Raw genomic sequence first — 26,907 nt, forward strand, 5'->3', positions numbered from 1 at the left:
TTAGGTCCTCAGATAGCCTCTACCGCGCACGCTAGTCAGCAAAAAGTTGAGTAACAGGGCTAACGAGAGTAATACGAATCCCAACGCAACACCTTGAGCAAAAGCGCCTTTATGACTTTCCATTGCAATTGCGGTAGGGATATTGCGAGTTACGCCCATAATGTTACCGCCCACCATCATTGAGCAACCGACTTCCGTCACGATTCGTGAGAAGGCAGCAATGGCAGCTGCAACAAGTGGAAACCGCATCTCCCAAACCATAGTGGCGGCAACTCGCGGAATCGAAACCCCAAGAGTGATAGAAGTTTCTAACGCGCGTCTGTCACTGGATTGCAATGCTCCATGCATCATGGAAACAAGTAGTGGGAAACTGATCAGCATTTGTCCGAAGATCATCGCTTTTTGCGTAAATAGCATTTGCCAATCACCTAAAGGACCAGCTCTTGATAGGAGCATGTAAAGCAATAATCCGATAACAACGGTTGGGATCGCTTGAAGGGTATTAATAATAGAGAGAAAGAGCCACTTACCCCGAAAGTCGCAATAGGCCAAGACAAAAGAGAGTAGTATCGCTGGGAGTAAAACCAAGGAGATAGCCGTCAAAGAAACGCTGAAGGAGACCGCAACGATCTCCCACAGCTCTCTATCAAAACTAATTAGCAAAGCTAAAGCATCGGAGCTTGTTTGCCATAGATCCATAGACTATTTCTCGTTCGCGTTAGCAACGAACAGTTGCTTGCCGTTTAGCTTGAAATCGTTGATTAACTGCTGGCCGCGAGAGTTCACTAACCAATCGCTAAATACTTTTGCACCTTGATAATTAATGCCCGGATAACGTTCTGGATTGACTAGAATCACTTGGTAGGGGTTAAACAAGCTTTTGTCACCTTGGAACAGCACCGTGAGCGATAGTTTATTGTGGTAAGCCAACCAAGTGCCGCGATCTGTCATGGTATATCCCTGCATTTCTGACGCCATGTTTAGGGTGGGCCCCATACCTTGTCCAACGGATCGGTAACCGCCGAAATTAGGTTCAATCTCTGTTTGAGCCCACAGACCTTTTTCTTTTTTATGGGTGCCAGAGTCATCTCCACGAGAAACAAAAGTCGCGTTGGCATTTGCGATGTTTTTAAAAACTTGAGCAACGCTTTTCTCTTGCCCTACTTTTGCAGGATCGTCGCTCGGTCCAACGATAACAAAATCGTTGTACATCAGCTTGCGCGGTAGTACGCCGTAGCCTTTGTCGACAAAAGTCGCTTCGGCCTTTGGAGCGTGTGTCATTACCAAGTCAACATCGCCGTTTTGACCCATTTTGAGTGACTTACCCGTACCTGCAGCAATCACATTTACTTTGTACCCAGTGTCTTTTTCAAACTCAGGTAAAAGGTAATCGAGTAAGCCGGAGTGATAAGTACTAGTAGTAGTGGCTAAGCGTACTTGCATATTTTCTTCAGCACTCGTCGCTGAATAACTGACGATTGAAAGAGAGGCAATCACTAATGAAGTGGTTAGGTTTTTCATTTAGATAGTCCATTTTTTATTGTTAGGTTAGACATCCCGTACACCGTAGGGGAATGACTACATTTATACGTTCCAACAGGCATATAGCAAGCACGATGCCAAAAAAATGCCATCGAAATCGATATAAAAATCATGGCGTTACAATCCCGAAATTTGAACTAGGACAAAATGTCTCACATAAACACTAGGGACTTTTTGATTTCTTGGTACACTCTGTCCCAGTCACCTAGCACGAGAAAAAGTCCATGCCTCAATTGTTTGATCCAGTAAAAACCTCACAATACAAAGCGTTTTCTGTTTTAGTAGTTGACGACGAAGTGGGGATGCAGGCCATATTAAACAAAGCCCTTAGCAAGTGGTTTGGAAGAGTAGACTGCGCAGAGAGCGTAGAAAAAGCGGAAGAACTTAGGGTTACGGTCCACTACGATCTCATTATTCTTGATATCAACTTACCCGGCCGTTCAGGTATTGAGTGGGAAGAAGCCTTTAACGATCCAGAGCGCAAACCGGATATCATTTTTATGACGGGTTATGCCGACTTGGAAACCGCTATCAGTGCTCTTAAACTGGGTGCTAACGACTTTATTCTCAAACCGTTTAATCTCGACCAAATGCTTCAGGCTGTCAGCAACTGCATGGACAAAAAGCTGACCGAACGAAATTACCAAGCCCTACAACACGAGTTCCAACGCCACGTCGCTACCGAAATTATCGGCGGCTCGGATAAAACAAGACAACTTAAGCAGCTTATAAGCCAGTTCGCACCATCGCGAGCTGCGGTACTGATTGAAGGAGAATCAGGTACAGGTAAAGAGCTAGTTGCTCGCGGCATCCACGACGCTAGCTTGCGCAATGGCCCATTTGTTGCGATTAACTGCGGTGCAATCGCCGCTGAACTTTTAGAAAGCGAACTGTTTGGTCATATTTCAGGGGCGTTTACTGGTGCGAAGAAAGGGAGAGAAGGGCTCTTTCGCGTAGCAAGCGGCGGAACCCTTTTCCTCGATGAAATAGGTGAAATGCCCCTTGCTATGCAAGCGTCTCTGCTTAGGGTTTTGGAGCAAAGAGCGATACGACCTGTCGGTGGAGAAAAAGAGATTCAAATCGATGTACGTGTAGTCGCAGCAACCAACCGGAACTTGCAAGAAGAAGTGAAGGAAGGCAACTTTAGAGCCGACCTCTATTATCGATTAAATGTGCTCAAAATTGATGTTGCTCCTTTAAATGAGCGCAAGTCAGATCTTATTGAGCTTGTGCCACACTTTACTCGTATCCTATCGAAAGAGCTGGGTATTGAAGATCCCAAATGGGCACACGAAGACATTCAGGCAATGCATGACTATGACTGGCCGGGAAATATCCGAGAACTTAAAAACCTGATAGAACGTTGTTTATTGCTGCGCCAACCGCCAGCGCATTATTGGCGCGAATCGCTGGGCGCTCAGCCTCCGGCACATATTTCTATGACGGTATCTCACAGTACCGAAATTCCAGAAATACCCGAAAGACTAAGTAACCCTCAGGCGGGCTATCCCGACAGTTGGACGCTCAAGCAAGTAGAAAAATCCCACATACAGCAGGTTGTGTCTCTGCACGACGGCAATAAGTCTGCGGCTGCTCGCGATCTCGGCGTTGCAAGAAAAACACTCGAGCGCAAATTTAAAGAGTGGGAATTAGAGGAAGACGATTATGCATAACAATCGATCGTTCCTTGGTCTATGGCACCATAGATTTAAAACCATGGTGCGCTATCGACTTCTATTTCTGACTTCGGCTCCCATTCTTCTCACCTTGTTGGCACTGATTGCGATTACAATTTACTGGTCGATTCACTATACATGGCAAAGTGCTCTTATCGATGTATCTGAGCGCTTGGAAGTCGCAAACAACAGTATTGACCTGATCCAAGAAAAGCAAGTGAGCAGTATTCGTTCCCTGTCCGAGTCCTATCAATTTCAGATGCAACGACAAGAAGCACACAAGATACAAACCTGGGTAAAGAATCAAAAAGAGCGATATGAACTCGACTTCCTTACCTATAGGCCTATTAACGCGATCAATGATCCTGAGCGTTTAGAAAAGCTCGCCAAGCAACCCTCCTTTTTCGATGTTCTTTCTCCCCAAGAGTTGCGACAACTCGATAAAGACCTCACGGTTAGAGCGCAAATTCCTATTTTAAATAGCCAAAGCATAGAAGATCGCGGATTGGTCAGTCGCACGGTACTCCCTGTTATCGATGAATACAACAACACTATTGGCTACTTAGACGGGGGGCTAATACTCAACAACAGCACGGTGCTAGTCGATCGATTAAGAGATTTGATTTACCCCAGCTCTCAAGACTCACTAAGGCCGGTTGGCACGGTAACGGTATTTTTGGACGACTTGCGCGTTAGCACAAACGTTCCACTCGACAGTAACGAACGCGTTGGTCGAGCGATAGGAACCAGAGTATCTAGTGAAGTTAATCGCACTGTTCTCGGTCAGGGAAAATCATGGATTAATCGAGCTTTTGTCTATGACGCATGGTACATCACAGCATACCAACCTCTGGTCGACCATGAAAAGAACGTTATTGGCATGCTGTACACCGGCTACCTCGTTTGGCCTTTTATCTCTGCTTACCTCACTAATATCGTTGAAATCAGCGTCTTTACTATTGCACTGCTAATTTTATCGGGAATCGCAGTGTATCGAGGCTCAAGAGACCTTTTTAGGCCGATTGAACGGATCCACCGTGTTGTTAAGATGGTTCAACTGGGCAAAGATCAAAGGATTGGTCAGTTGGGACTTGATGAGCAACATGAGTTGGCGCAACTGGCTAAGCAATTTGACAATATGTTAGATCTGCTAAATCAGCAAAAAACAGAGCTGGAAAAGTCGGCGATAGAATTAGAAGGCAAAGTGGAAAAACGAACCGCTAGCCTTAAAGACAAAACGCAACAATTAGAGCACCACATTGAACTACTTAATGACACTCGTGACAAACTGATTGTTAATGAAAAGCTGGCAGCCCTAGGCGAGCTCACTGCCGGAATTGCCCATGAGATAAATAACCCGACGGCGGTGATTCTCGGCAATGTGGAATTGATACAGTTTGAGTTAGGCTCGGAATGTGAACGCGTCGACGAAGAGATCAAAGCGATCCTCGCGCAAATCGACCGAATCAGGAACATCACAAGGAGTTTATTGCAATACAGCCGACAAGGCGGTATTCAAGATGAGATCACATGGCAACATATCAACCCGATCATTGAGGAGAGTGTGACCTTAGTAAAGACAGGGGCTAAAAAGCGCAAAATCGAGTTTGAAGTCCATTTAAATGCGCAGACGAGTGTCGAGATAAACCGACATCAGCTCCTGCAAATACTCGTCAATCTTCAAATGAATGGAATCCATGCGATGAAAGAGCAGGGCACCTTGACCATTAGTAGTGAAGATTGGATTGAAAATGGCGAGAGCATTGGTGCGTTAATCCATATAGAAGATCAGGGGTGCGGTATCAAAGAAGAGCAATTAAAACGCATCTTTTCGCCATTCTTTACTACTAAACGCAATGGAACCGGGCTCGGTCTTTCAGTTTCACAAAGTATACTTAGCCAAACTGGTGGAGAATTAAAAGTCGCATCCCAATGGGGGGTAGGTAGTAAATTCAGTATCTATTTGCCTAAAAAAGCACAGATTAAGCTGCTAGCTACAACATAGTTAATAGAAAAAAGCCAGCGCAGACGCTGGCAAAGGTGGAACTTGTGACAATGTCACACTTAAGGATCAGTATTTAAATTGAGCCACTATGGTTTCGAGTTTGTGGCTGACATCAGCCACTTGCTCGCTGCAACGCACTGACGTTGATACAACTTCATGAGTGTCGCCAGCCAACTCAGCTATTTGAGTAATATTTCGGTCTATTTCCGCAGAAACCATTGACTGCTCTTCCGAAGCCGTTGCGATTTGACTATTCATATCAAACATTTCAGAAACTTGATCAACAATACCGCCGATCGCATCAAGAGCTTGCTTAGTCAGTTGATCCGTATCGTTCGCTTGTTCCAAACTACTGGTCATCAACCGAACTGTCTTATCGATCCCATCCGTTAACGTTGTGATGGTAGATTCAATTTGGTGGGTAGAGTTGTTTGTCATTAAAGAGAGCTGTCTCACTTCATCTGCAACAACCGCAAAACCACGACCGCTATCACCAGCACGAGCAGCTTCAATCGCAGCATTTAGTGCCAATAGGTTGGTCTGTTCTGCAATTCCTTGGATAGTAACGATAATACTGTTTATCTCTCGACTTTGCTCTTCCAGCTTGCGCACCAAGTCTTGTGAACCAAGGATATTTTCCGTCAAACTATGCAGGCTTTCTCCGGCACTATTGGTGAGCTGTAAACCTTTTTCAGCTTCAGTTTTAACTCGGTTCGCGGTTTCAGCGGCATGTTCAATATTTGCAGTGATCTCATTACTGGTCATCACTAATTCATTTACCGCTGTGGCAACAGACTCAGATTCGGCTTTTTGCTGTTTAGCGTTATCCATGCTCTTTTGAGCTGCCGATTCTGAACTACAGGAGGATTCGCCGAGCACACTCATCACATTCGCGACATCTTTGATGTTGCCGTGCAGTTTACTTACGAACTTATCAAATGAGTTTGCCAACTGAGCGAGCTCATCGTTACCTTTAGCATCAATTCTGACAGTCAAGTCGCCGTTTCCTTCGGCGATGTCCTTCATCAGCACATTAATAGACATGATTCGCTGAGTAATGCTTTTTCCCACCAGTAGTAGTAGTACAGAAACAATTAAGGCACACACAATCCCTAGCGCGTGAAGTTTAGTTTCTACCTTCGCCGCTTGCTCAACGATGAAGCTATCAATATCAGCTTGTAGCGCTTCAAAGCTCTGCTCTGTCTGGTGTACATTGCTCCTCAATGCACCTTTCATTCCCTCATTGGCAGATAAGCCGAGTTCTTGGTTTGAAACAAACAGCTCGTTGACCACTTTTTGGGTAGACTCTAGTTGGGGGTGAATGGAAACAGGAGATAGCGCATATAGCTGCGAATATGCGGCTTCAAACTCTTGCTGTTTCGCGGACGAAGGAGCGATCAAATAACTCGACAAACTCTCTGAAAGCGCAAAAAAACTCTCAGACACTGGCCTAACATTGAGTTGCTTAACCACCTTGGTTAACGACTGTTTTTCGACAATTACTTGAGCCAATAAACCAGATTCAGAATCCAACCCAATTCGCTCTACTTGCCCAGCGAGTTGGTGAAACTGACCTTGATATAGTGCCAGCGTTTCCGAAAGCTGTTCCGCTTTGCGTTTTGTCTCAGGAGAGAGTGTTGCGAAAAAATTGCTCAGCGCGCCAACCCGAGTAGAGATAGTTTGATAGCTTTTATCAAACTTATCTATGTATTTGAGTTGTTTACGAGCGAGGAAATCTTTCTCGTGCCGCCTTAACATAAGTAAGTCATTGGCACTTTGCAGGTTTAATGAAGAGATGTGTTGAAGTTGATTAAGCTGCTTTAAGCTGTACTGCTCATATAGAGCGTAAGTAACAATGCCTAGCGCCAACACTGCAGTAATGATCCATAGTTTTGCTTTAATGGATAGCGATGAGAGCAACCCCATTTTTGCTGGTGTCCCTGTCATGGGCACCTCCCTAGCTAGTCTGACATAATCCACGCAATGTTAAATATTAATTAAATTTATGTGACGCGTAGTTATAAAACTAATAGCACTAGGGACGCTATTTGCAAGTTAGATTCGACTCATCTCACTAATTAGTTTTTCCCTTAACATCGAAGTCAATCTTCTCTGACCCGGTAAAGACTTGAAAACGCAATCCTTTTGCTCTTGCGATAGTGGTTATGCCAAATTGTGCAGCCAGATCCAAACCCATCTGAGTGACGCCCGATCTCGACAATAAGACGGGTATTCCCATTTGTGCAACCTTGATAACCATTTCAGATGTTAGGCGACCTGTTGTATAAAAAATTTTGTCCTTACCCAATTGTTCATCAAGCCACATTTCGCCTGCAAGCGTATCTACCGCATTGTGGCGACCTACATCCTCGACAAAAGAGAGAACCTTGTTGTTAAGACATACAGCACAGCCATGGACCGCACCCGCTTTTTTATAGGTGTCGTTATAGTGGGTAAGTGCCTCAAGCGCAGAATAGATTTCTGATTGCTTTATCTTTACTTGAGGTACTTGGTACCCCTCAAGTTGCTTCATGACGTTGCCGTACATGGTGCCCTGACCACACCCAGAAGTAACGGTCTTCTTTTCTAACGCCTTATCAACACCTTCAATTTTTTCTTTTGTGATAACGGCGGCGGAGCTGGTTTCCCAATCAATTATTATCGACTCCAACAGCGAGGAGTCCGAAATAAATCCTTGATTCTTTAAATAGCCTAGCACTAGATGCTCTGGCCTAGAGCCCAGCGTCATTAACGTCACTATCTCTTTCCAATTCAGCATCACGGTCAAAGGGCGCTCGCAGGCAATTTCTTTGCTCAGAGGTTCGCCATACTCATCTACGACGGTTACCTGCATTGTTTGGAGTGGGTTTTCGCTCGTTTTAATCAGTTTTGGTACAGACAAGTTCTTATCCTTATAAAAGCAGACGACTCAAAATATAGGTATTTGACGCATCGTTGCAAGTTGCGTACCCAATAAAATGGTCTTAATACGGTACAGTCCTTGCTATGTTTTTTTGCAATACTCAAAACAGTATAAGGTAGTGAGTCATGTCGTCTAACGAACCAAAGAAAAATCAAGTGCAATGGCCTTTGTCATTCGTTCTGCAAGAAGAACAAATAACCACGGGTATGTGGCAGACAAGTCAGTGGTTATTACAAGACATTCTGCTTAGTGAAAAAGACGTAGAGGGAACCATCTGTAAAGCGACTCTCCATCTTCACCGCGATGAAAGGACGGATTACAGGTTTAACCTAAGCTCTGTAAATCCCAAACTATTTGTTGTTCTAGAAACCACAGGACAAGCTACTATTTCTATCCACGATGTGACGGTTTCACAAAGTGTCGCTGGCCACTATCTGGATGGAGACTACCTAGTACTATCGAAAGAGATGCCCCTCGCAATCCAAGCATGGGTTGAGGCATTTATAGGTCGCAATGGCGAGCTACTAGAACAGAGAAGAAAGAAGCGAAAAGGTGCGGGGAGGTCTAGTGGAAAATAGTTTTTTCTCCCGTTGGTCGAAACGAAAGCTCGACAGTGAAGAGCGCGATTCAAACGTCGATTCAATTAATGAAGAGCTAAAAATCAATGAGGAAGAAGTTCAACAGGAAGGCTCTCTCGGCTCTTTGTTGGTAAGTGAAGCAAGCGAAGCCGTTAAAAAACAGGCGTTGCGCAATCTATTCCAGAGTCCAGAATTTCAAGTTGTAGACAAGCTGAATGACTATGATCACGACTTCGATAAAGTCGCTTCTCTGCCTCAGGCCATTAGTGAAACACTGCGCGATTGGGTAAAAGAGAGCGTCGAAGATCGTTCACCACAACAAGCGCAAAAACCCGAATTTGAAGAACAAAACAGCCAAACAGAACATCTTGATTTGGAAACCAATAAAAACATCGACGATAACCCAGAATAAAATTAGGGACATTTTGTCCCACTTGTTATTTTTGTCCTTAGACAATTTGTCCAGGTCACGACCAACAAGCTTTTGAAATGACTTAACCAATTGAATTTATGTGATTATTTTTATGGTATAGCAATTGCTATTGTCTCTGTATAAGCACTGCAAGCAATGGACAATAATAACAATGCTAAATCAGATAATCGACTCAACAAACGGGTTAGCTCGACAATACGCTTTAGAAAATACCGTTGAATTAACCAATTTAATTCCCCCGACCGTCAGCTACGAAAGTGGGGGGCACACACTTATCATCGGCCCCACTGCAATTGTAGAAAGCACTGCTCAACAGTTGTCGACGCTTAATAGCGTTACCTTACTATCTACCGATGGCGCAAGTAGTGACTCTAGGCAGTTATATTTTGCAGAAGCGGTTTCCGTTTCCGGCTTCTTGGGCGCATTCTCCGTAAATGTGACTCAAGACGGTGTACAGCATAATCTCGCAAAGATCGCCATCAATAGTGATTGCTTCGATATTGTTTTAGACCTCTGCTTAGATAGCTGTATGAGCGAAGAAATCCCTGCTCCCGGATATTATCCCGTCGGAAGGGGCCAGCCCAAACTGGCAGATGCTTTGCAAGCCATACCAAACCTTATGGGTACCTTTGATAAACCCAAGTTCTTCCGATTGGATAGCGATTTATGTGCTCATAGCTCACGTGGCGTTAAAGGGTGTGACCGTTGTGTCTCTTCTTGTCCAGCTGGAGCACTTTCAAGCGAGGGTAGTGATGACACTGGTTATCAGATCGCAATCAATCCATATCTGTGTCAGGGGATAGGAACATGTGCTACAGCATGTCCGACAGAAGCTATTAGCTACGCGTTGCCAGAACCCAAACAAACTCAGACCTTTGTCGAAAAACTACTGAATAACTATCGATCAAAGGGCGGAACCCATCCCATTGTTATGTTTTGCAGTAGCCGGCACGAGAAATACAACGCAGCGCTATTGTCGCAACTACCAGATAACGTTATTCCAGTAGCACTAGAAGAACTGACCTCAGTGGGAATAGATACTTGGTTAGCCGCGCTGGTTAACGGAGCAAATCAGATATGGTTCGCCGCGAGCAGGCACATGCCTGAAACGATTTTGCGGGTCCTTAACGGTGAAGTAGAAATGTTAAGGACACTGCTTGGCCAGTTAAATATCAATGCCAACATCATTGAAATTATCTATTTTGAAGAACTTAAACACACCCAGCCCAAGGTGCAATGCTTTGATAATTCAATGACATACGGGGAGTTACAGGGTAACAAAAGACAGCGAGCCTTTGCGGCGTTAGAACACCTTACCACAGTTTTTGAAGCACCCACCAGAGTTGTAGCGCTACCGGAAGGAGCCCCATACGGGAGCGTGAGTTGCGCTTCTCAGGATTGCACATTATGTATGAGCTGTGTGGCAGTGTGTCCAACTAGCGCACTTCACAGTGATGGTGAGTCGCCGAGTTTGATGTTTACCGAACAAGACTGCATTCAATGTGGTATGTGTGAAAAGGCCTGCCCAGAGAACGCGCTAAGCACTACTTCACGCTTTAACTGGAACCACGAAGAGCGTTCGACACCCAAAACATTGCATCAAGAAGAGGCGGCTAAATGTATACGCTGCCACAAGCCCTTTGCGCCTAAGTCAATGATTACAATGCTTCAAAATAAGTTACGCGGTCACTCTCATTTTAGTGATCAAGCAGCGTTTAGCCGCCTTGAAATGTGCGAAGACTGCCGCGTAGTAGACATGTTTGAAGCGTTTGACCAAGACCCCACTAAACAGCTCAAGGTATAGGGAAAATTTTATGAATAACGACTCACTAGTTTCAGAAATATACCTTTTGCTCGCGACTCTTTATCGCGCGGCACCGGAAAACGACCTGCTTGCTCATTTAAGTCAGTTAGACCCTATTGATGGTGGTAGCCAAATAGACAAAGCGTGGACTGAGTTAAAACACGCATCGGCAAAAGCCTTAAATAGTAATGTACACGATGAGCATCAAGACCTTTTTATAGGAATAGGTCGAGGCGAGGTCATGCCATTTGCTTCATGGCACCTAACTGGCTCACTGATGGAAAAACCATTGGCAAACATTCGCGAATCCCTAGTTCTGCTTGGATTTGAAAGACAAGAGCACGTCAAAGAGCCAGAAGATCACATTAGCGCACTATGCGAAGTGATGTCCCAGTTAGTTGAATACTCAGAACCTGAGAGCCAAGCATTTTTCAATCAGCATATCGAAACTTGGTTTCCATCGTTTACCAAACAAATTCGAAGCGCGCAAAACAGCGATTTCTACTTAGCCGTTGCAGAGCTTACTGATGCATTTTTAACCATAGAGAAAGTGAAATATTCACAAGTCCAAGTGCATCACAATGCGAGCAACTCAAAAGTAACCAAAAACAACAATTACATTGAAGAAGCAAATATTGATTAGGGGATAAGAGGGGCATAAGCCCCCAGCTCACTCTAACCGAGTAAGGAAGGAAGCAATGACTAAACAACAGAAACCAGATAGTACACGAAGAAACCTCCTCAAGGGTATTGCGGGAGCCGCTGCTGCTGGCGCAATGGCGGGAACAGTACAAGCAACGTCAGAAAATACCAAACCAATTGAAGATACTGGCAAAGAGTCAACGGGCTATAGAGAAACTCAGCACGTCAAAGACTACTACGACACTTTATAAAGGAGTAGTGTATGAAACTGGTAAAACGCTCCGACTCAGTGAGCAAAACTCATTCAACATTAGGTCTATCTCGACGCAGCTTTATAAAGAATTCTAGCTTAGCGGCTGGTGGCGCTGCTGGGGCCTATCTACTCAGCCCCGCGATGATTAAGAAAGCTGAAGCTAAGTCAGTGGACCCAAATGCAGAAGTTTCCATCAAGCGAACGATTTGTTCCCACTGCTCGGTAGGTTGTGGTATCTACGCCGAAGTACAAAACGGCGTTTGGACAGGTCAAGAACCTGCGTTCGACCATCCGTTCAACGCCGGAGGACATTGTGCTAAAGGTGCGGCGCTTCGTGAACACGGCCATGGAGAGCGCCGCCTCAAATATCCGATGAAGCTCGAAAACGGCAAGTGGAAAAAACTTTCATGGGAACAAGCGATAGATGAGATTGGCGACAAAATTTTAGATATTCGCCAGCAATCTGGCCCCGATTCCGTCTACTGGCTTGGCAGTGCTAAGCACAGCAATGAACAAGCTTACATGTTCCGAAAAATGGCATCTTTATGGGGCACAAACAATGTGGATCACCAAGCGCGAATCTGCCATTCAACTACGGTTGCAGGTGTCGCTAATACTTGGGGCTACGGTGCTATGACTAACTCTTTTAACGATATGCACAACTGCAAATCTATGTTGTTTATTGGGTCAAACCCCGCCGAAGCGCACCCAGTAGCAATGCAGCATATATTGATCGCTAAAGAGAAGAACAACTGTAAGATCGTCGTTGCCGATCCTCGCCGAACCCGCACTGCTGCAAAGTCAGATCACTACGTTTCATTGAGGCCAGGATCTGATGTAGCGTTTATTTGGGGCATTCTTTGGCACGTGTTCAAAAACAAATGGGAAGATAAAGAATTTATTCGACAACGCGTTTTCGGAATGGACGAAATCCGTTTAGAAGTTGCAAAGTGGACACCAAAAGAAGTCGAACGCGTAACTGGTGTATCAGAAGAAGACGTCTATAAAACGGCAAAAATGCTGTCTGAAAATCGTCCCGGTTGCGTTGTCTGGTGTATGGGGGGGACTCAACACACGACGGGAAATAACAATACGCGCGCGTACTGTGTCCTAGAGCTTGCCCTTGGCAACATGGGTAAATCTGGCGGTGGTGCTAACATCTTCCGTGGCCACGACAATGTACAAGGCGCGACAGACTTAGGCGTTCTTTCACATACCTTACCGGGTTATTACGGTTTGTCAGATGGTGCTTGGAAACACTGGTCAAAGGTTTGGCAACTTGACTTTGATTGGGTGCAAGGCCGATTTGACCAAAACAAATATCACGCAAGAAGCCAATGAACAATATGGGTATTCCGGTATCACGTTGGATCGATGGCGTATTAGAAGACAAAGACAATATCGAACAGAAAGACAACATTCGCGCCATGTTTTATTGGGGCCACGCAGTCAACTCACAGACTCGTGGTGTGGAAATGCGCCAGGCGATGAAAAAGCTCGATATGATGGTTATTGTCGACCCATATCCAACCGTTGCGGCGGTAATGAATGATCGCACTGATAACGTCTATCTCTTACCTGCAACGACACAGTTTGAAACCTACGGCAGTGTAACCGCTTCGAACCGCTCCATACAGTGGAGAGATAAAGTTGTAGACCCTCTGTTTGAATCAAAACCTGACCACGAAATCATGTACTTACTGACGAAAAAGTTAGGTTATTCCGACAAACTTTTCAAAGGGGTGAGAATCGAAAACAATCAGCCCAGAATCGAAGATATTACACGTGAGTTCAATAAAGGAATGTGGACCATTGGCTATACGGGGCAAAGTCCAGAGCGTTTAAAAGCGCATCAACAGAATTGGCACACCTTCCACAAAACCTCTTTGGAAGCGGAAGGAGGGCCAGCTCACGGTGAAACATACGGGCTGCCGTGGCCGTGCTGGGGTACACCAGAGATGAAGCATCCTGGCACTCATATTCTCTACGATACGTCTAAGCCAGTGGCCCAAGGTGGAGGAAACTTCCGTGCGAGATTTGGCGTTCAGTTCGAAGGCAACAACTTGTTAGCAGAGGATAGCTACTCCAAAGGGAGTGAGATCCAAGATGGCTACCCAGAGTTTAACGACAAACTTCTCAAACATTTGGGATGGTGGGACGACCTCACTGAAAGTGAAAAAGCCGCCGCAGAGGGTAAAAACTGGAAAACCGACCTTTCAGGTGGGATCCAACGCGTGGCAATTAAGCACGGATGTATGCCTTTTGGCAACGCGAAAGCTCGTGCGGTGGTCTGGACGTTCCCCGATCGCGTGCCATTGCACCGTGAGCCTCTCTATACGCCACGCAGGGACTTAGTTGCCGATTATCCGACATGGGATGACAAGGCGTCCATTTATCGCCTGCCAACCATGTACAAATCGATTCAAGCGCAAGATAAATCAAAAGAGTATCCCATTATCTTAACGTCTGGCCGATTGGTCGAGTATGAAGGGGGAGGAGAAGAGACACGCTCAAACCCTTGGTTAGCAGAACTTCAACAAGAGATGTTTGTTGAGGTTAACCCAAAAGACGCAAACGACTTAGGCTTTAGAGATGGCGAAGAAGTGTGGGTGGAAGGAGCAGAGAAAGGACGAATTAAGGTCAAAGCATTGGTCACCAGACGAGTAAAAGCGGGAATGGCTTTCATTCCATTCCACTTTGGCGGTAAGTTCCAAGGCGAAGACCTACGAGAGCGTTACCCAGAAGGTTCTGATCCTTATGTCATTGGCGAAGCGGCAAACATCGCAACCACGTACGGCTATGACCCTGTGACCCAAATGCAGGAAACCAAAGTCACTCTATGTAACATTCGCAAAGCGTAAGGATGATCAAAATGGCTAAAATGAAATTTCTATGTGATACCAAGCGCTGCATTGAATGTAACGGGTGTGTCACTGCGTGTAAAAACGAAAACGATGATGCGCTGGAGTGGGGAATACAAAGACGTCGCGTGGTCACACTAAACGACGGTGAACCCGGCGAGAACTCCATTTCTGTAGCTTGTATGCATTGTACCGACGCTCCTTGTATGGCGGTTTGTCCTACCGATTGTTTTAAGCAAACGGACGACGGAATTGTTCTACACAATAAAGACCTTTGTATAGGCTGCGGATACTGTCTATTTGCGTGCCCATTTGGTGCACCACAGTTTCCAAAGCAGTCTGCGTTTGGTGAGCGCGGGAAAATGGACAAATGTACATTCTGCGCTGGCGGACCAGAAACGGAAGACGGTTCTGTCGAAGAGCGCCAAAAGTACGGTGCCAATCGCATATCAGAAGGCAAAGTCCCTATGTGTGCCTCACTTTGCTCAACCAAAGCGCTTCTAGCTGGAGATGCAGACAAGATTTCCGAGATTTTCCGTCAACGGGTGGTGGAGCGAGGAGCTAAAGGTGCTGGTTGGACTAACGGTGAAGATCTTTCTTACGATGCCACAAAAAGTTAGGGAGTAAACAATGAGTTTGATTCGTGTCTTGTTAACCATGGCTTTTAGTTTCTGCCTGATCAACTCGGCCATAGCTGATGACAACCAAACAGCTAGTGCCAAGCAAGAGATTGCCCAACTCGCTGGCGCCGATTACTGGCGTCAGGTAAAAGACGGGACGGAAGGCTATACAACAGCTCAAGGCGATGAAGCTGGCGTTCTCATTAACACTACCGGACAGTTGTGGCGCGAAATTCGAAACAAGTGGATTACCCCGATAGGCGTTGCCATGATCGCTGTGTCATTTGGTTCGCTAGCCTTGTTCTATTTTTGGGCAGGCCAAATCAAGTTGGACAAACCTAGGAGCGGTAAGAAAATCCTCAGGTGGACGCCATTTGAACGCGCACTTCACTGGTACACGGCATTGCTCTTTATCATTTTAGCGATATCGGGATTAACTCTGATGTACGGCAAGTACGTGCTAAAGCCTGTCATGACCGATGGGGTATGGGCAAACTTAATCATGGCAGCCAAGGTGTCACACAACTATCTTGGACCACTGTTTGTAATCGGTATTGTACTAATGCTTGTCAAGTGGCTGAAAAACAACTTCTTCACAAAAGTTGACTTGGAATGGTTTAAGCAGGGAGGAGGGATCATCCCCAATGGTAACCACCCGTCAGCGGACTTTTGCAACGGCGGAGAGAAGATATGGTTTTGGCTGTTAGCGACTGCAGGGCTCACCGTTTGTATAACTGGGCTAATAATGGATTTCCCAATGTTTGGTCAACTTCGACAAGATATGCAGATTGCAAACATTTTGCACGCCGTCGCATCTCTCGGTTTGATCGCCGCTTCCTTTGGGCACATTTACATTGGCACCATTGGTACCGAAGGTGCCTTAGAAGGAATGAAAACGGGCTATGTCGACGAAACTTGGGCCAAACAGCATCACAACCTTTGGTTCGACCGAGTTAAAGATCAGCAGTAACACAAGGGTTACCCCCGATTTAACGCCACCAATTTGTGGCGTTTTTTTTGCCCTTAAGTTTGGTTACACCTCACAAATTCAAACTCAGGATGGGCTTCATGCGACCATGGTCTAATCCCTGCTGCTACTGTTGTTTTTCTAACGGTGCTATGCTGGTCTTATGTTACTCAAACAGGGAAGTAGTATGAGTTTTCCTTATCGAAATGTGGTCGTTTTAACTGGCGCAGGTATATCAGCAGAATCGGGGATACAAACTTTCCGAGCTCAGGATGGGCTTTGGGAAAATCACCGAATAGAAGATGTCGCAACACCAGAGGGCTTTGCCAGAGATCCTGATTTAGTACAAGATTTCTACAATCAGAGACGCAAAAAACTTCAAGACTCAAGTATCGAGCCTAACGCAGCGCATAGCGCCTTGGGCAAACTGGAAGCAGCGCTGGATGGTACAGTGACGATCATCACGCAAAACATTGATAACTTACACGAGCGCGGGGGGAGTTCAAACGTGATCCACATGCACGGCGAGCTGCTAAAGGCGCGTTGTAGTGAGTCTAATCAAGTGATCGAAGAGAAAGGGGACATTTTGACGGGAGACCTTTGTCACTGCTGTCAATTACCGTCACAGATGCGTCCCCATGTGGTTTGGTTTGGTGAGATGCCTCTGCGCATGGGCGATATTTATGCCTCATTGGAAGAGGCTGATTTGTTCGTCTCCATCGGTACTTCTGGTGTTGTATACCCAGCGGCGGGATTTGTGCACGACGCCCGGATGCACGGGGCACACACTATAGAAATAAACTTGGAGCCAAGTGCTGTTGAAAGTGAGTTTGAGGAAAAAAGATATGGGAAAGCGAGCATCGAAGTACCCAAGTTAGTTGAAGAGATCCTCGCACTACAGCAACCTAATCAGCAGCAGGCCTAGACTTTTTTTGGCCGTGTTTCATTTGATACATGGCCTTATCTGTTTTTTCTAACGCTTCAAAGAATCGCGAGCGAGTTGAGCGTTCAATACCGTAGGAAAAAGAAATAGCGCTATCTTTAAGACCGTATTTCACTTTTTCAACAAACACTTTTCCTCGTTTGGGATGGAGCAGTACAACAAACTCATCCCCACCAATTCTAAACGCTTGTTCTGGAGATTCGGTAAACTCATTGAGGGCGTTTGCAAATTCTATTAGCATCAAATCGCCTTTTGCATGACCTTGCAGGTCATTGATAGCCTTGAGGCCATCAATATCGATATACACTAAGTCAAAGTCTTCCAGGCGAATAGCATTGAGTTTTTTGCGGTTGTACAAGCCAGTGAGTTCATCTCTGGCCGCGTTTTCCCTTACTTTGTGCAGCATCGAGGTTAGACCAAAGGCGATAAACAGATAGGCGACCTGTAGCGTTCCATCTTCGATAAATACGTCAATAAGTTCATGCTGGTCCGCTAATCGGTCAAGGTAGGCTATCTCTGTAATCAAGTCATAGGCCGCATTAAACAACAATAAACTCAAGCCCGTGATAATCAGGCGATTCGATGAACGTATCTGACGAGAGATGTGAAATATATAAATCAGCACCATCAAGGTTGTGGTTTCAAAAAGCAGATCGTACTTAGAGTCTACCTCGATGTAATACGCCAGCATCAACATAATGAATGGGACGGCGCACAAGGTAGTAAAAATTGCCAAGGGCAATGTGAAAAGTGTTGGTTGCTTTTTATTCTTCATCAAACGCTAAACACTCGTGTGGCTCATAATGAAATAGAGCGGCATAAGCCGCTCTATTAATCTTAATAGATATTTAGCAAAACAGTTAGTTACTCACTTTTAGCTTTTGGAAGTACTCATCATACATCACGCTAGCTTCGCCAACTTCATCTTGCCATACGCCACTTTCCATAACTTCTTGCGGAGGGAAAATGCTTGGATCGTTAGCAAACTCTTCAGGTAGTAACTCGTGAGCAGTCTTAACTGGAGTAGGGTAACCAATCTCTTGCGCTATTTTTGCTGCGTTTTCAGGGCGAAGCAGGAAATTAATCATCTTATGTGCCGCGTCGACATTTGTAGCTTCTGTTGGTATTGCTAGGCTATCCATCCAGAAGATCGCGCCTTTTTCAGGCCAAATAATATCGATTGAAGCACCTTCTTGGCGGGCCATGTAAGCAGAACCATTCCAAAGCATGCCAAGTGAAACTTCTCCTGCTAGGTATGGGTTTGCGGGAAAGTCCGAGTTAAACACCAACACGTTTGGCATCAGCTTTTTCAACTCGTTATAAGCCGCTTCAATCTCTGCTGGGTCAGTTGTGTTTGGCGAATAGCCAAGTTTAGTTAAAGCAATATGGAAAACTTCGCGGGAATCGTCCATCAACATTAGTTGACCTTCCCACTTGCTATCCCAAAAATCATCCCACTTTGTGATAGAGCCCTTGTCCAGCATATCGGAATTTATGCCAATTCCGGTCGCTCCCCAAATGTATGGGATTGAGTAACTGTTGTCTGGGTCAAAAGGTTTGTCTAAAAAGTTAGTATCCAGATCGGCGAAGTGTGAAAGCTTGGACTTGTCGATTTTTTGTAACATGCCTTCTTTGCGCATTTTAGATACAAAGTAGGTAGAAGGAACAACCAAGTCATAGCCCGAGCCTTGAGTTTTTAACTTAGCGTACATGCTTTCGTTAGACTCATATGTCGAGTAGATAACTTTTATTCCAGTCTCTTTGGTAAAGTCTTCTAAAACTTCATTCGGTATGTATTCAGACCAGTTGTAGAAGTACAGTTCCTGATCGTCAGCCATTGCAGGGGAGGCAATAAGCGTGGCTGCGCAAAGCGCACTCGCGTAGATTTTTTTCATTATTAATCCAGTAATCACTAAGCCTGTGAGACATCTTGTGCACTCAGTCAGGCGTTGAAAACAAAATTTGTTATTGGTATTTGTAACCTGTACTCCATCAGTATATCAGCCGAATAGAAAAATAGGCAGCAAATGCCACCTATTTTCGTGTGTTTTTACGTGCTTGATGATAGTTTAATCAGTATTTCATATTTCTATCTATCTAGCTAGTTGATAACTCTGTCTAATATAAAGTGTCTATTCATCCACCGGAGTTTATCTCTATTATAGTGAGTTATAAGGCGAGTATAACTTTAGGCTTTTTCCCGTGCGATAAGTTGAGAAAGCACAACCAAGACTAAAGAGACTATCAGCATAACCGTAGCCAACGCGTTCACTTCTGGTGAGATACCCACCTTAACCATTGAGTACACTTTTAAAGGCAAGATCTCATAGGTAGGTCCAGTAACAAATGAGCTAATAATTACATCGTCTAAAGATAGTGTGAAACTGAGTAACCAACCGGCTGCAACTGCTGGTTTGGCCAAGGGTAAGATAATCTGCTTGAGGATCACCCATTCACTTGCGCCCAAATCTTTTGCCGCTTCAAGCATTTTCACATCAAATCCATTAAGTCGGCTATATACGGTTACCACAACAAACGGCAGACAGAACGTGATATGCGCCACTAGCAATGTGAAAAAACCCAACTGAGCACCCAAAACCAAAAACAGTGCAAGAAGAGAAATGGCCATGACAATATCCGGAGACATCATAACAACAAACAACATGCCATTGACTGCTGCCTTGCCTTTAAATCTATAACGGAATAGGGCTACAGCAGTCAGGCTGCCTATGATGGTGGCCGCCGTCGCAGAGAATACCGCAACATTTAATGAATGCCACGCTGCTTGCATTAGGCTGTCATTGTTAACTAATGCTTCGTACCATTTGGTTGTGAGTCCTCCCCATTTCATCCCAAACTTGTTGGCATTAAATGAGTTAACGATAAGAACAACAATTGGCAAATACAAAAACGCATACACCAAAGCCATAAAACTATACTTCGCGCTACGCCCCATTATTCAAGCTCCACTTTTTTGTTAAGCAGCTTACCGGCCCGGTAATAAGCGTATAACATCACTGCCATTGCAGTGGTTAACGCGATACTGGTGGCAGCACCAAACGGCCAATCACGAGCATTGAGCACCTGACTCTTAATAACATTACCGATCAATAAGTTTTTCGCGCCGCCCAGAAGGTCGGCGATATAGAACATACCTAATGCGGGCAATAGAACAAGAAGGCAACCGCCAATAATTCCCGGCATTGTCAGAGGTAATATCACCTTAGTAAATGTCTGAATCTTACTCGCACCCAAGTCTTTTGCCGCTTCAATATAGGTGTGATCCAGTTTTTCGATTGCAGAGTAGAGCGGTAGGATCATAAAGGGCAGTAGGATGTATACCAAACCAATCATTACCGCTGTTTCGGTGTACATGATTCGCAGCGGTTTATCAATGATATCTAGTGCCAACAGGCCTTTATTGAGTACGCCTTGAGTACCCAAAACAATCTTTAAGCCGTAAGTGCGGATCAGCGAGTTTGTCCAAAAGGGGACAATGACTAAAAACAGCATAAACGGTCGCCATTTGGATGGCATCTTGGCAATCGTGTAAGCAAATGGATAGCCAACCATCAAACAGATCAACGTCGCGACAATCGCCATGTAAAAAGAGTGGAGCAGCACCTTGGCATACAAGGGGTCCAATAATCTTACGTAGTTGTCGAAGGTAAAGGACAGTTCAATTAAGTTTGATTCGTGTCGAGTCAAGAAACTGGTACCAACGATCATCAGATTTGGTACCAATACAAATAAGCCAAGCCAGCCTACGATAAGAGCTATGATGGCGTTTTGCAGACTAATCTTGCTGCTCTTCATCGAGTACCACCTCCCAGCTTTCAACCCATGTGATAGCCACTTTCTGCTCCAAAGAGTGGTCAACGTCGGGATCGTCTTCGTTAAAGAATTCACTAACCATAACCTTGAGACCTGATTCAAGTTCGATGACAGAATCTAGCGTCATACCTTTATAGGTGCGTTCTTTAACATGGCCTACAATGCCTTTTTCTTCGCTCTCCTTTATCTCTTCGATACGGAGATCCTCAGGTCGAAGTAAAACCTGCAACTGAGCACCTTGCTCGGCATTTCCTTGGTAGTACACCACTGACTCAACGCCTTCAATCATCGCCTTTATTCGTTTGTCGTCTATTCGTTCTAACATTGTCGCGGAAAAGACGTTTATTTCTCCGATAAAGCGCGCGACGAAGAGGTTTTTAGGCTCTTCGTAGATCTCTCGCGGCGAGCCATCTTGCTCTATAACACCTTCGCGCATAACAATAATGCGATCAGACATTGAAAGGGCTTCTTCCTGATCATGGGTGACAAAAATAAAGGTTATGCCTAGTTGACGTTGCAGTTGTTTTAGTTCGATCTGCATCTGTTTTCGCAACTTGTAATCGAGCGCCGAGAGCGACTCGTCAAGAAGTAATACTTTCGGTTTGTTTACTACCGCTCGCGCAATTGCAATTCTCTGCTGTTGTCCGCCAGAAAGCTGATGGGGCTTTCTACCGGCCATTTGTTCAAGCCGAACCATTTTAAGGGCTTCTGTTACGCGAGGTTCAATTTCAACGGCAGGTACTTTTTGCATCCGCAAGCCAAACGCGACGTTATCAAATACCGTCATATGGGGAAACAGTGCATAACTCTGGAACACGGTATTTACATGTCGCTGCTCAGCAGGAGTGTCAGTGACGTCTTGACCATCAAGCAGGATCTTTCCTTTATCCGCATTTTCAAAGCCTGCGATCATCCGCAAAACCGTGGTCTTTCCACAGCCGGAAGGGCCTAGAATAGTTAGGAATTCGCCGTGATTTACATCGAGGTTAAAATGTCCAATGATCTCTTTGTCATCGAAACTTTTGCTGATACCGGTCAGCTGAATCACCGGTTTTTCTGCTTGCTGCGTGCTATTCAACGTCTGTTTTTCTCCCACTTAATGACCGTTTGAAGCTTAGGTAGAGATATAAAAAAATTAGGCGCGAATCATAATCACCAATAGTGTGAATTCAAAGCATTTTTTAATCGTATTACGCAAAAAATTTTACAGGTAAAAGTAAACATTTTTTACCATACTCAAAATAGGCTTTAGGTGGCTAATTATAAGTCACTTTTTTACATGCTGATTCAACAATTTTAGTGTTGTGTTAATTGAAGTATAATAAGCACAATTTTTATCAACAAGTTAGCCTGACAAATTTAACATCAGGCTTGGATTCACTAAATGAATAACGATATAGAAAGAGATTTCAATTTAGGTGGCAGTATAGAAAAAGCGCTATCTGGCGACTATAAACTCAACGCTGGGGACGTGCTGAAAGAAGCGTGGGGGCACACTGTTAAGCATTTTGTGCCATTTTCGCCAGCCATCGTCACGCTTGTCGCCCTACAGCTCATCATTTTTTATATTGCTCTAAAATTACAGCTTGGTAATCCAGGAATCATATTAGATGCGGTGTTAAACCCTGACCAGTTTAACCAAGGTATCGTTCAGGCCATTATGGTGGCGCAGTTTAGCTACGAAGTAATTAGTGCCCCTATATACGCTGGTATTAGTTTAATGGCAATGAGCCACGCTGCCGGATTAGCGACAAAACCTCGACACATCACGAAAGGGCTGCAGTTCACTATTCCCGTTATTATCGCGACATTGGTAAGCCTTACCCTACAAACCACGGCAAGTATGTTTCTGCCATTTGTCTCCATGTATCTCTCTTTAGCGTTTAGCCAGTCAATTCTTCTCATCTGTGAAAAACAGGTTCCGCCAATGCAAGCCTTGTTGCTGTCACTACGAGCAGTAAACAAGAAAATCATTGCGATCACTGGCATCTACATTGTTCTCGCTCTTATGTTGTTAGCTGGCGCTATGATGTATGGCATTGGGTTGGTTTTTGTCGTGCCATTTTTCTTCCATGTAAAAGGCGTTCTCTATCGAAACATGTTTGGTATCAAGTTGAAAATCGTCGCGGCGGAAGAACCAAAAGACGACGACAACGATGATGATTCTCAGGTATTCAATGCGTAAATTTGAAGTTGTAACGCTTGGGTTAGCCGTAGCAGTAGCAATCTACGGCTTTACCACTTACCAACACCCGGCTCCAAAAACAGAAAGTGATAAATCTGAGTTAGTGATTCTACCTGTAGGTAATGCGCCTGATTTTGCTGCCATCGATAATACCAAAGAAAAAAAGCAAGCCTTCTTCGACTTTCTCAGACCGGGAATAGCGATAGAAAATTCTCGAATTAACAAAGAGCGCAAACGCTTGTTGGCCATTCAGCAACATTTCGAAGCCAATTATGTTTCCAGCGAAGATATGGCTTACGCCCAACGACTTGGAAAACTGTACTCGAATCCGATTCCTGCTACTGGCATCGATGAACGCTGGCTCACCAGTATGTTAAAAAGCGTCAACGTTCTTCCCGAATCTCTTGTGTTAACTCAAGCTGCCAATGAATCGGCGTGGGGAACGTCTAGATTTGCACGTGAAGCTAATAACTACTTTGGCCAATGGTGTTACACCAAAGGATGTGGACTTGTTCCCCTTAAACGCAGTGAGGGGATGACCCATGAAGTCGCTAAGTTTTCATCGGTTCAAGAGTCGATTCACCGATACTTTATGAACGTTAATCGCAACAGAGCCTATCGAGAGTTAAGAGACATTCGATCGATTCGAGATATGGAACAATTGGCGATGACTTCACCCGAGGCGGCTGTTGCATTATCTGAGGGACTTCTTAGATACTCTGAGCGCGGTGAGGCATACGTCAAAGACTTACAGACGATGATCCGTCACAATCAAACCTACTGGCAATAATCTTTTTAATTATAACTATGAAAAAACTCCCTTTAAGCCTACTTGTTGGTGCTTTGTCACTGAGCCTTAGCGCACCAACCATCGCTCAAGAATACATGTTCACTTACTCAAAACTGTTCACTCAAATGAAGCAAAATGCTAAAGAAGGGCATGACGATGTAAAAATCGGTTTCTTCTTTACCAACGCGGCGACTAAACAGCTTTGTAATATTGAAAAAGCATGGATGGAAAAAGAAGAACACTATGAAATCTTGCAAGTTTCTCCGCATAAAGAGTTGCTTGTCCCACTAGATAGTAACCTTCGTGAAGCCAATCCTTTGGTTTTTGTTCGAACTCCTATGGACCAGCGTTGTGATTTTTCAATGGTGGTGATGACCAAACAACCTATGTCGGGCACTGTCGATTACCAAAACATTGAAGTACTCATGCCGCAAATGCAGGCAATGCTTGAAGATCTCGGCGGTATGTTTGCAAGTTGGTTTACACCGGATGTGGAAGGCGTCACTCTGGAATTTGTCGCAGGAACTGAAGGCGTAGTTCGTTTTTCAAATGGCAAAGAGAAGGCACTGGTTAACAACAAGGTTCAGATCTCGTTAAGTGAAATAGGTGAGGGCGGCTCTATTACTCTTCCAAGCGAAACAGCTCGCGTACTTCCCTACCTGCCTAAAGCGAGTAAGTAGCAAATAGAACAAAGGGTCGCAATGCGACCCTTTTTAACATTGAGAGATTTACGATAAGTTGGTGACTTTTAACTGAAGAGTTGGGTCAAACTCTTGCACGAGATCTTCATCTATAGGCTGCTGCTGGGGCATCTCTTCCTTATCAAAACCTATATCACCACCATTGATCACACCTGAATCTTTATCGATTGATTTAAAATCAAATAGTTCAAAATCCGCGAGATGGCTTGGCACTACGTTCTGCATGGCTCTAAACATGGTTTCGATGCGGCCCGGAAAACGCTTGTCCCAATCGTTAAGCATCTGTTTGATGTTTTGTCTTTGCAGGTTTGGCTGCGAACCACATAGGTTACATGGAATAATTGGATATTCGCGCATCTCAGAGAATTTAATAATGTCTTTTTCACGACAGTAGGCAAGGGGACGAATGACCACGTGTTCACCATTGTCAGAAACTAGTTTAGGCGGCATACCTTTCATTTTCCCACCGTGGAACATGTTCAGGAACAGTGTCTCTAAAATGTCATCGCGGTGATGTCCTAGGGCTATTTTGGTGGCACCGATCTCTTTTGCCGTACGATACAAAATACCACGACGCAAGCGCGAACAAAGTGAACAGGTTGTTTTGCCTTCTGGGATCTTATCTTGAACAATGGAGTAAGTATCTTCTTCAATGATCTTGTACTCAACGCCCAAACTATCGAGATATTCTGGAAGAATATGTCCAGGGAACCCCGGCTGTTTTTGATCGAGATTGACGGCGACAAGCGAAAAGTTAACTGGTGCGCTTTTTTGAAGACTCATAAGAATATCCAACATGGTAAAACTGTCTTTACCACCGGATAAACACACCATAATACGATCGCCTTCTTCAATCATATTAAAGTCTTGGATCGCCTGACCAGTATTTCGGCGAATGCGCTTTTGTAATTTATTAAAGTTGTATTGTTGCGCTTTAGTTCGGTCTTGAGTTTGCTCAGTCATCTGCTTGCAGTCTTTCTTCAACACAAAATGAAGTGCGTATGATACGGATAATAGCGGCAGATTCCAGAGATATTCGACAAGCAAGAAAAAAATCCCCTCGCACTGGCGAGGGGAACATCGTTTAGATGGCGGTTTGAGGATCTAGTGGGCTGATATAACCATTTGGTTTGAGAGCCAATACGTCGCAGTTGATTTTATCAATAACGTGTTCAGCGGTATTGCCGATAAAGACCGCGGACAAGCCAGTTCGCCCAGTGGTACCAATAATAACCATAGCGGCGTTTAACTCGGCGGCGTGCTGAGGAATGATATCTTCAGGTAAACCTTGCTCAACTATGGTTTGCTCTTCATCGATACCGTGTGCTTGGCGAAGGGCCTTCATTGACGTGAGGTGATGACCTCTCACTGCATCGGTATATGTCGTTGGGTCAAACTCTGGTAGCTCAATCGTAATATTGGCAGGCGTAACTGGATAGGCGTTGACCAAATAGGGTTTAGCTTCCAACCGCTCACACAGGTTTTGCATCTGTCTAACCATGCAATCATTGAGATCTTGATGGGTAGGGTTTTCAGAACCGACGTGTACAGAGGCGAGAATACTAGCTTCTTCGGGCCATTCTGCGTTTTTAACAAGAAGGACAGGTTTGGGGCATTTTCGCAGTAAATGCCAGTCAGTGGGAGTGAAAATGACCGACTCTAATACATCGTGCTTTCTAGTGCCTTTTATAACGATGTCGTGCTCACCGGAATAGACTTCGGCGATGATGGCCTCATAAGGGCGATTATGCCAAACCACCACCACGTTGAACTCTACGTTCTCTTCTAAGTAGGGCTTAGCGACTTTCTTCATCCACTGTTCCCGTTGATGAATCACACCTCGGCGCATTGCATCTCTCTCATCAACAGAAAGCATTGAAGTCATGTCATAGGAAAAGTCATAAATGGACAAAAAGAAGGTGACTTGACTAGGGGAACGACTCTTTTTTGCCAATTGCATGGCGCGAGCCAGAGCGTGTTGTTCGTCGTGATTGATGTCAGCAACAACCAAAATCTTATTATAGATACTCATACTAAACTCCTAGTAAAAGAGGAGACTCATATGATTAATGTAGCCTAGTTGCGGTAAGAATTTTAGAAAAACAGAAGGAATTATAGGAGAAGTATGATGTAGCTCATTTTAGAGCTAC

The 26,907-nt window shown here is 44.7% G+C and carries 24 protein-coding genes and 1 pseudogene; 14 read left to right on the plus strand and 11 right to left on the minus strand.

Going from position 1 to position 26,907, the window contains the following annotated elements:
• Positions 1 to 699, minus strand: coding sequence for an ABC transporter permease (locus tag BLO31_RS21010; protein ID WP_070971481.1), 699 nt, complete (start codon positions 697 to 699; stop codon positions 1 to 3).
• A 3-nt stretch (positions 700 to 702) separates the two neighbouring features.
• Complete coding sequence (locus BLO31_RS21015) at positions 703 to 1,521, minus strand: ABC transporter substrate-binding protein (RefSeq protein ID WP_070971484.1); 819 nt, start codon at positions 1,519 to 1,521, stop codon at positions 703 to 705.
• Positions 1,522 to 1,766: 245 nt separating this feature from the next.
• Here BLO31_RS21015 and BLO31_RS21020 point away from each other — a divergent pair, with 245 nt between their 5' ends.
• Positions 1,767 to 3,215, plus strand: a complete 1,449-nt coding sequence (locus BLO31_RS21020) for a sigma-54-dependent transcriptional regulator (protein ID WP_070971488.1) — start codon at positions 1,767 to 1,769, stop codon at positions 3,213 to 3,215.
• Positions 3,208 to 5,223, plus strand: coding sequence for a sensor histidine kinase (locus BLO31_RS21025; RefSeq protein WP_070971492.1), 2,016 nt, complete (start codon positions 3,208 to 3,210; stop codon positions 5,221 to 5,223). Before BLO31_RS21020 ends, BLO31_RS21025 begins: the two co-directional genes overlap by 8 nt.
• A gap of 66 nt (positions 5,224 to 5,289) precedes the next feature.
• Here the strand turns inward: BLO31_RS21025 and BLO31_RS21030 are convergent, their stop codons facing one another.
• Positions 5,290 to 7,170: a methyl-accepting chemotaxis protein gene (locus BLO31_RS21030; RefSeq protein WP_070971494.1), complete on the minus strand. Its 1,881-nt coding sequence runs from the start codon at positions 7,168 to 7,170 to the stop codon at positions 5,290 to 5,292.
• 127 nt (positions 7,171 to 7,297) lie between these two features.
• Complete coding sequence (locus tag BLO31_RS21035; protein ID WP_070971672.1) at positions 7,298 to 8,077, minus strand: formate dehydrogenase accessory sulfurtransferase FdhD; 780 nt, start codon at positions 8,075 to 8,077, stop codon at positions 7,298 to 7,300.
• A 194-nt stretch (positions 8,078 to 8,271) separates the two neighbouring features.
• Between BLO31_RS21035 and BLO31_RS21040 the strand changes: the two genes are divergently transcribed.
• From BLO31_RS21040 to cobB, 9 genes and pseudogenes are all read left to right on the plus strand, one after another.
• Positions 8,272 to 8,724, plus strand: coding sequence for a DUF3305 domain-containing protein (locus BLO31_RS21040; RefSeq protein WP_070971496.1), 453 nt, complete (start codon positions 8,272 to 8,274; stop codon positions 8,722 to 8,724).
• Positions 8,714 to 9,136 (plus strand): DUF3306 domain-containing protein, encoded by a 423-nt coding sequence (locus BLO31_RS21045; RefSeq protein ID WP_070971500.1) that lies wholly within the window; start codon positions 8,714 to 8,716, stop codon positions 9,134 to 9,136. The genes BLO31_RS21040 and BLO31_RS21045 overlap by 11 nt, the downstream gene beginning before the upstream one ends.
• A 172-nt stretch (positions 9,137 to 9,308) precedes the next feature.
• Entirely contained in the window at positions 9,309 to 10,961 is a 1,653-nt protein-coding gene (locus BLO31_RS21050; protein ID WP_070971503.1) for a 4Fe-4S binding protein, read from the plus strand.
• A 10-nt stretch (positions 10,962 to 10,971) separates the two neighbouring features.
• Complete coding sequence (locus BLO31_RS21055) at positions 10,972 to 11,604, plus strand: TorD/DmsD family molecular chaperone (protein ID WP_070971506.1); 633 nt, start codon at positions 10,972 to 10,974, stop codon at positions 11,602 to 11,604.
• 55 nt (positions 11,605 to 11,659) lie between these two features.
• Positions 11,660 to 11,854 (plus strand): twin-arginine translocation signal domain-containing protein, encoded by a 195-nt coding sequence (locus BLO31_RS21060; RefSeq protein WP_070971509.1) that lies wholly within the window; start codon positions 11,660 to 11,662, stop codon positions 11,852 to 11,854.
• Positions 11,855 to 11,865: 11 nt separating this feature from the next.
• Positions 11,866 to 14,717, plus strand: a pseudogene (locus BLO31_RS21065) (formate dehydrogenase subunit alpha).
• An 11-nt stretch (positions 14,718 to 14,728) separates the two neighbouring features.
• Positions 14,729 to 15,337, plus strand: a complete 609-nt coding sequence (gene fdh3B / locus BLO31_RS21070) for a formate dehydrogenase FDH3 subunit beta (protein ID WP_070971674.1) — start codon at positions 14,729 to 14,731, stop codon at positions 15,335 to 15,337.
• Between the two features lie 10 nt (positions 15,338 to 15,347).
• On the plus strand, positions 15,348 to 16,307 hold the full coding sequence (locus BLO31_RS21075) for a formate dehydrogenase subunit gamma (protein WP_070971512.1): 960 nt from the start codon (positions 15,348 to 15,350) through the stop codon (positions 16,305 to 16,307).
• Positions 16,308 to 16,491: 184 nt separating this feature from the next.
• Positions 16,492 to 17,229 (plus strand): Sir2 family NAD+-dependent deacetylase, encoded by a 738-nt coding sequence (gene cobB / locus BLO31_RS21080; protein WP_070971515.1) that lies wholly within the window; start codon positions 16,492 to 16,494, stop codon positions 17,227 to 17,229.
• On the opposite strand, the gene BLO31_RS21085 is transcribed toward cobB, so the two are convergent.
• From BLO31_RS21085 to potA, 5 genes are all read right to left on the minus strand, one after another.
• Positions 17,210 to 18,022: a GGDEF domain-containing protein gene (locus BLO31_RS21085; protein WP_070971519.1), complete on the minus strand. Its 813-nt coding sequence runs from the start codon at positions 18,020 to 18,022 to the stop codon at positions 17,210 to 17,212. The two genes, cobB and BLO31_RS21085, sit on opposite strands and share 20 nt — an antisense overlap.
• 85 nt (positions 18,023 to 18,107) lie before the next feature.
• The gene (locus BLO31_RS21090; RefSeq protein ID WP_139159081.1) at positions 18,108 to 19,145 is read right to left on the minus strand and encodes an extracellular solute-binding protein; all 1,038 of its coding nucleotides are present in this window, start codon (positions 19,143 to 19,145) and stop codon (positions 18,108 to 18,110) included.
• A 290-nt stretch (positions 19,146 to 19,435) separates the two neighbouring features.
• A complete protein-coding gene (potC, locus tag BLO31_RS21095; protein WP_070971524.1) occupies positions 19,436 to 20,203 on the minus strand; it encodes a spermidine/putrescine ABC transporter permease PotC in 768 nt (255 codons plus the stop codon).
• Positions 20,203 to 21,063 carry a spermidine/putrescine ABC transporter permease PotB gene (gene potB, locus BLO31_RS21100; RefSeq protein ID WP_070971527.1) on the minus strand — a complete coding sequence of 287 codons (861 nt, stop codon included), beginning with the start codon at positions 21,061 to 21,063 and terminating at the stop codon, positions 20,203 to 20,205. Before potB ends, potC begins: the two co-directional genes overlap by 1 nt.
• Positions 21,044 to 22,177 carry a spermidine/putrescine ABC transporter ATP-binding protein PotA gene (gene potA / locus BLO31_RS21105; RefSeq protein WP_070971533.1) on the minus strand — a complete coding sequence of 378 codons (1,134 nt, stop codon included), beginning with the start codon at positions 22,175 to 22,177 and terminating at the stop codon, positions 21,044 to 21,046. The genes potB and potA overlap by 20 nt, the downstream gene beginning before the upstream one ends.
• A 288-nt stretch (positions 22,178 to 22,465) precedes the next feature.
• Between potA and BLO31_RS21110 the strand changes: the two genes are divergently transcribed.
• Genes BLO31_RS21110 through BLO31_RS21120 form a run of 3 tightly spaced genes read left to right on the plus strand, consistent with a single transcriptional unit; the run spans position 22,466 to position 24,736 of the window.
• Positions 22,466 to 23,266 carry a hypothetical protein gene (locus BLO31_RS21110; RefSeq protein WP_070971536.1) on the plus strand — a complete coding sequence of 267 codons (801 nt, stop codon included), beginning with the start codon at positions 22,466 to 22,468 and terminating at the stop codon, positions 23,264 to 23,266.
• Positions 23,259 to 24,056: a glucosaminidase domain-containing protein gene (locus tag BLO31_RS21115; protein WP_070971539.1), complete on the plus strand. Its 798-nt coding sequence runs from the start codon at positions 23,259 to 23,261 to the stop codon at positions 24,054 to 24,056. The genes BLO31_RS21110 and BLO31_RS21115 overlap by 8 nt, the downstream gene beginning before the upstream one ends.
• A 17-nt stretch (positions 24,057 to 24,073) precedes the next feature.
• Entirely contained in the window at positions 24,074 to 24,736 is a 663-nt protein-coding gene (locus BLO31_RS21120; RefSeq protein ID WP_070971542.1) for a DUF2987 domain-containing protein, read from the plus strand.
• A gap of 48 nt (positions 24,737 to 24,784) precedes the next feature.
• Here the strand turns inward: BLO31_RS21120 and ttcA are convergent, their stop codons facing one another.
• Both ttcA and uspE read right to left on the minus strand, forming a co-directional pair.
• On the minus strand, positions 24,785 to 25,720 hold the full coding sequence (gene ttcA / locus BLO31_RS21125) for a tRNA 2-thiocytidine(32) synthetase TtcA (RefSeq protein WP_070971544.1): 936 nt from the start codon (positions 25,718 to 25,720) through the stop codon (positions 24,785 to 24,787).
• Between the two features lie 121 nt (positions 25,721 to 25,841).
• Positions 25,842 to 26,789: a universal stress protein UspE gene (uspE, locus tag BLO31_RS21130; RefSeq protein ID WP_070971547.1), complete on the minus strand. Its 948-nt coding sequence runs from the start codon at positions 26,787 to 26,789 to the stop codon at positions 25,842 to 25,844.
• Positions 26,790 to 26,907: the final 118 nt, after the last annotated feature.

This window comes from Vibrio sonorensis (assembly GCF_001854765.1).
GTDB lineage: Bacteria > Pseudomonadota > Gammaproteobacteria > Enterobacterales > Vibrionaceae > Vibrio > Vibrio sonorensis.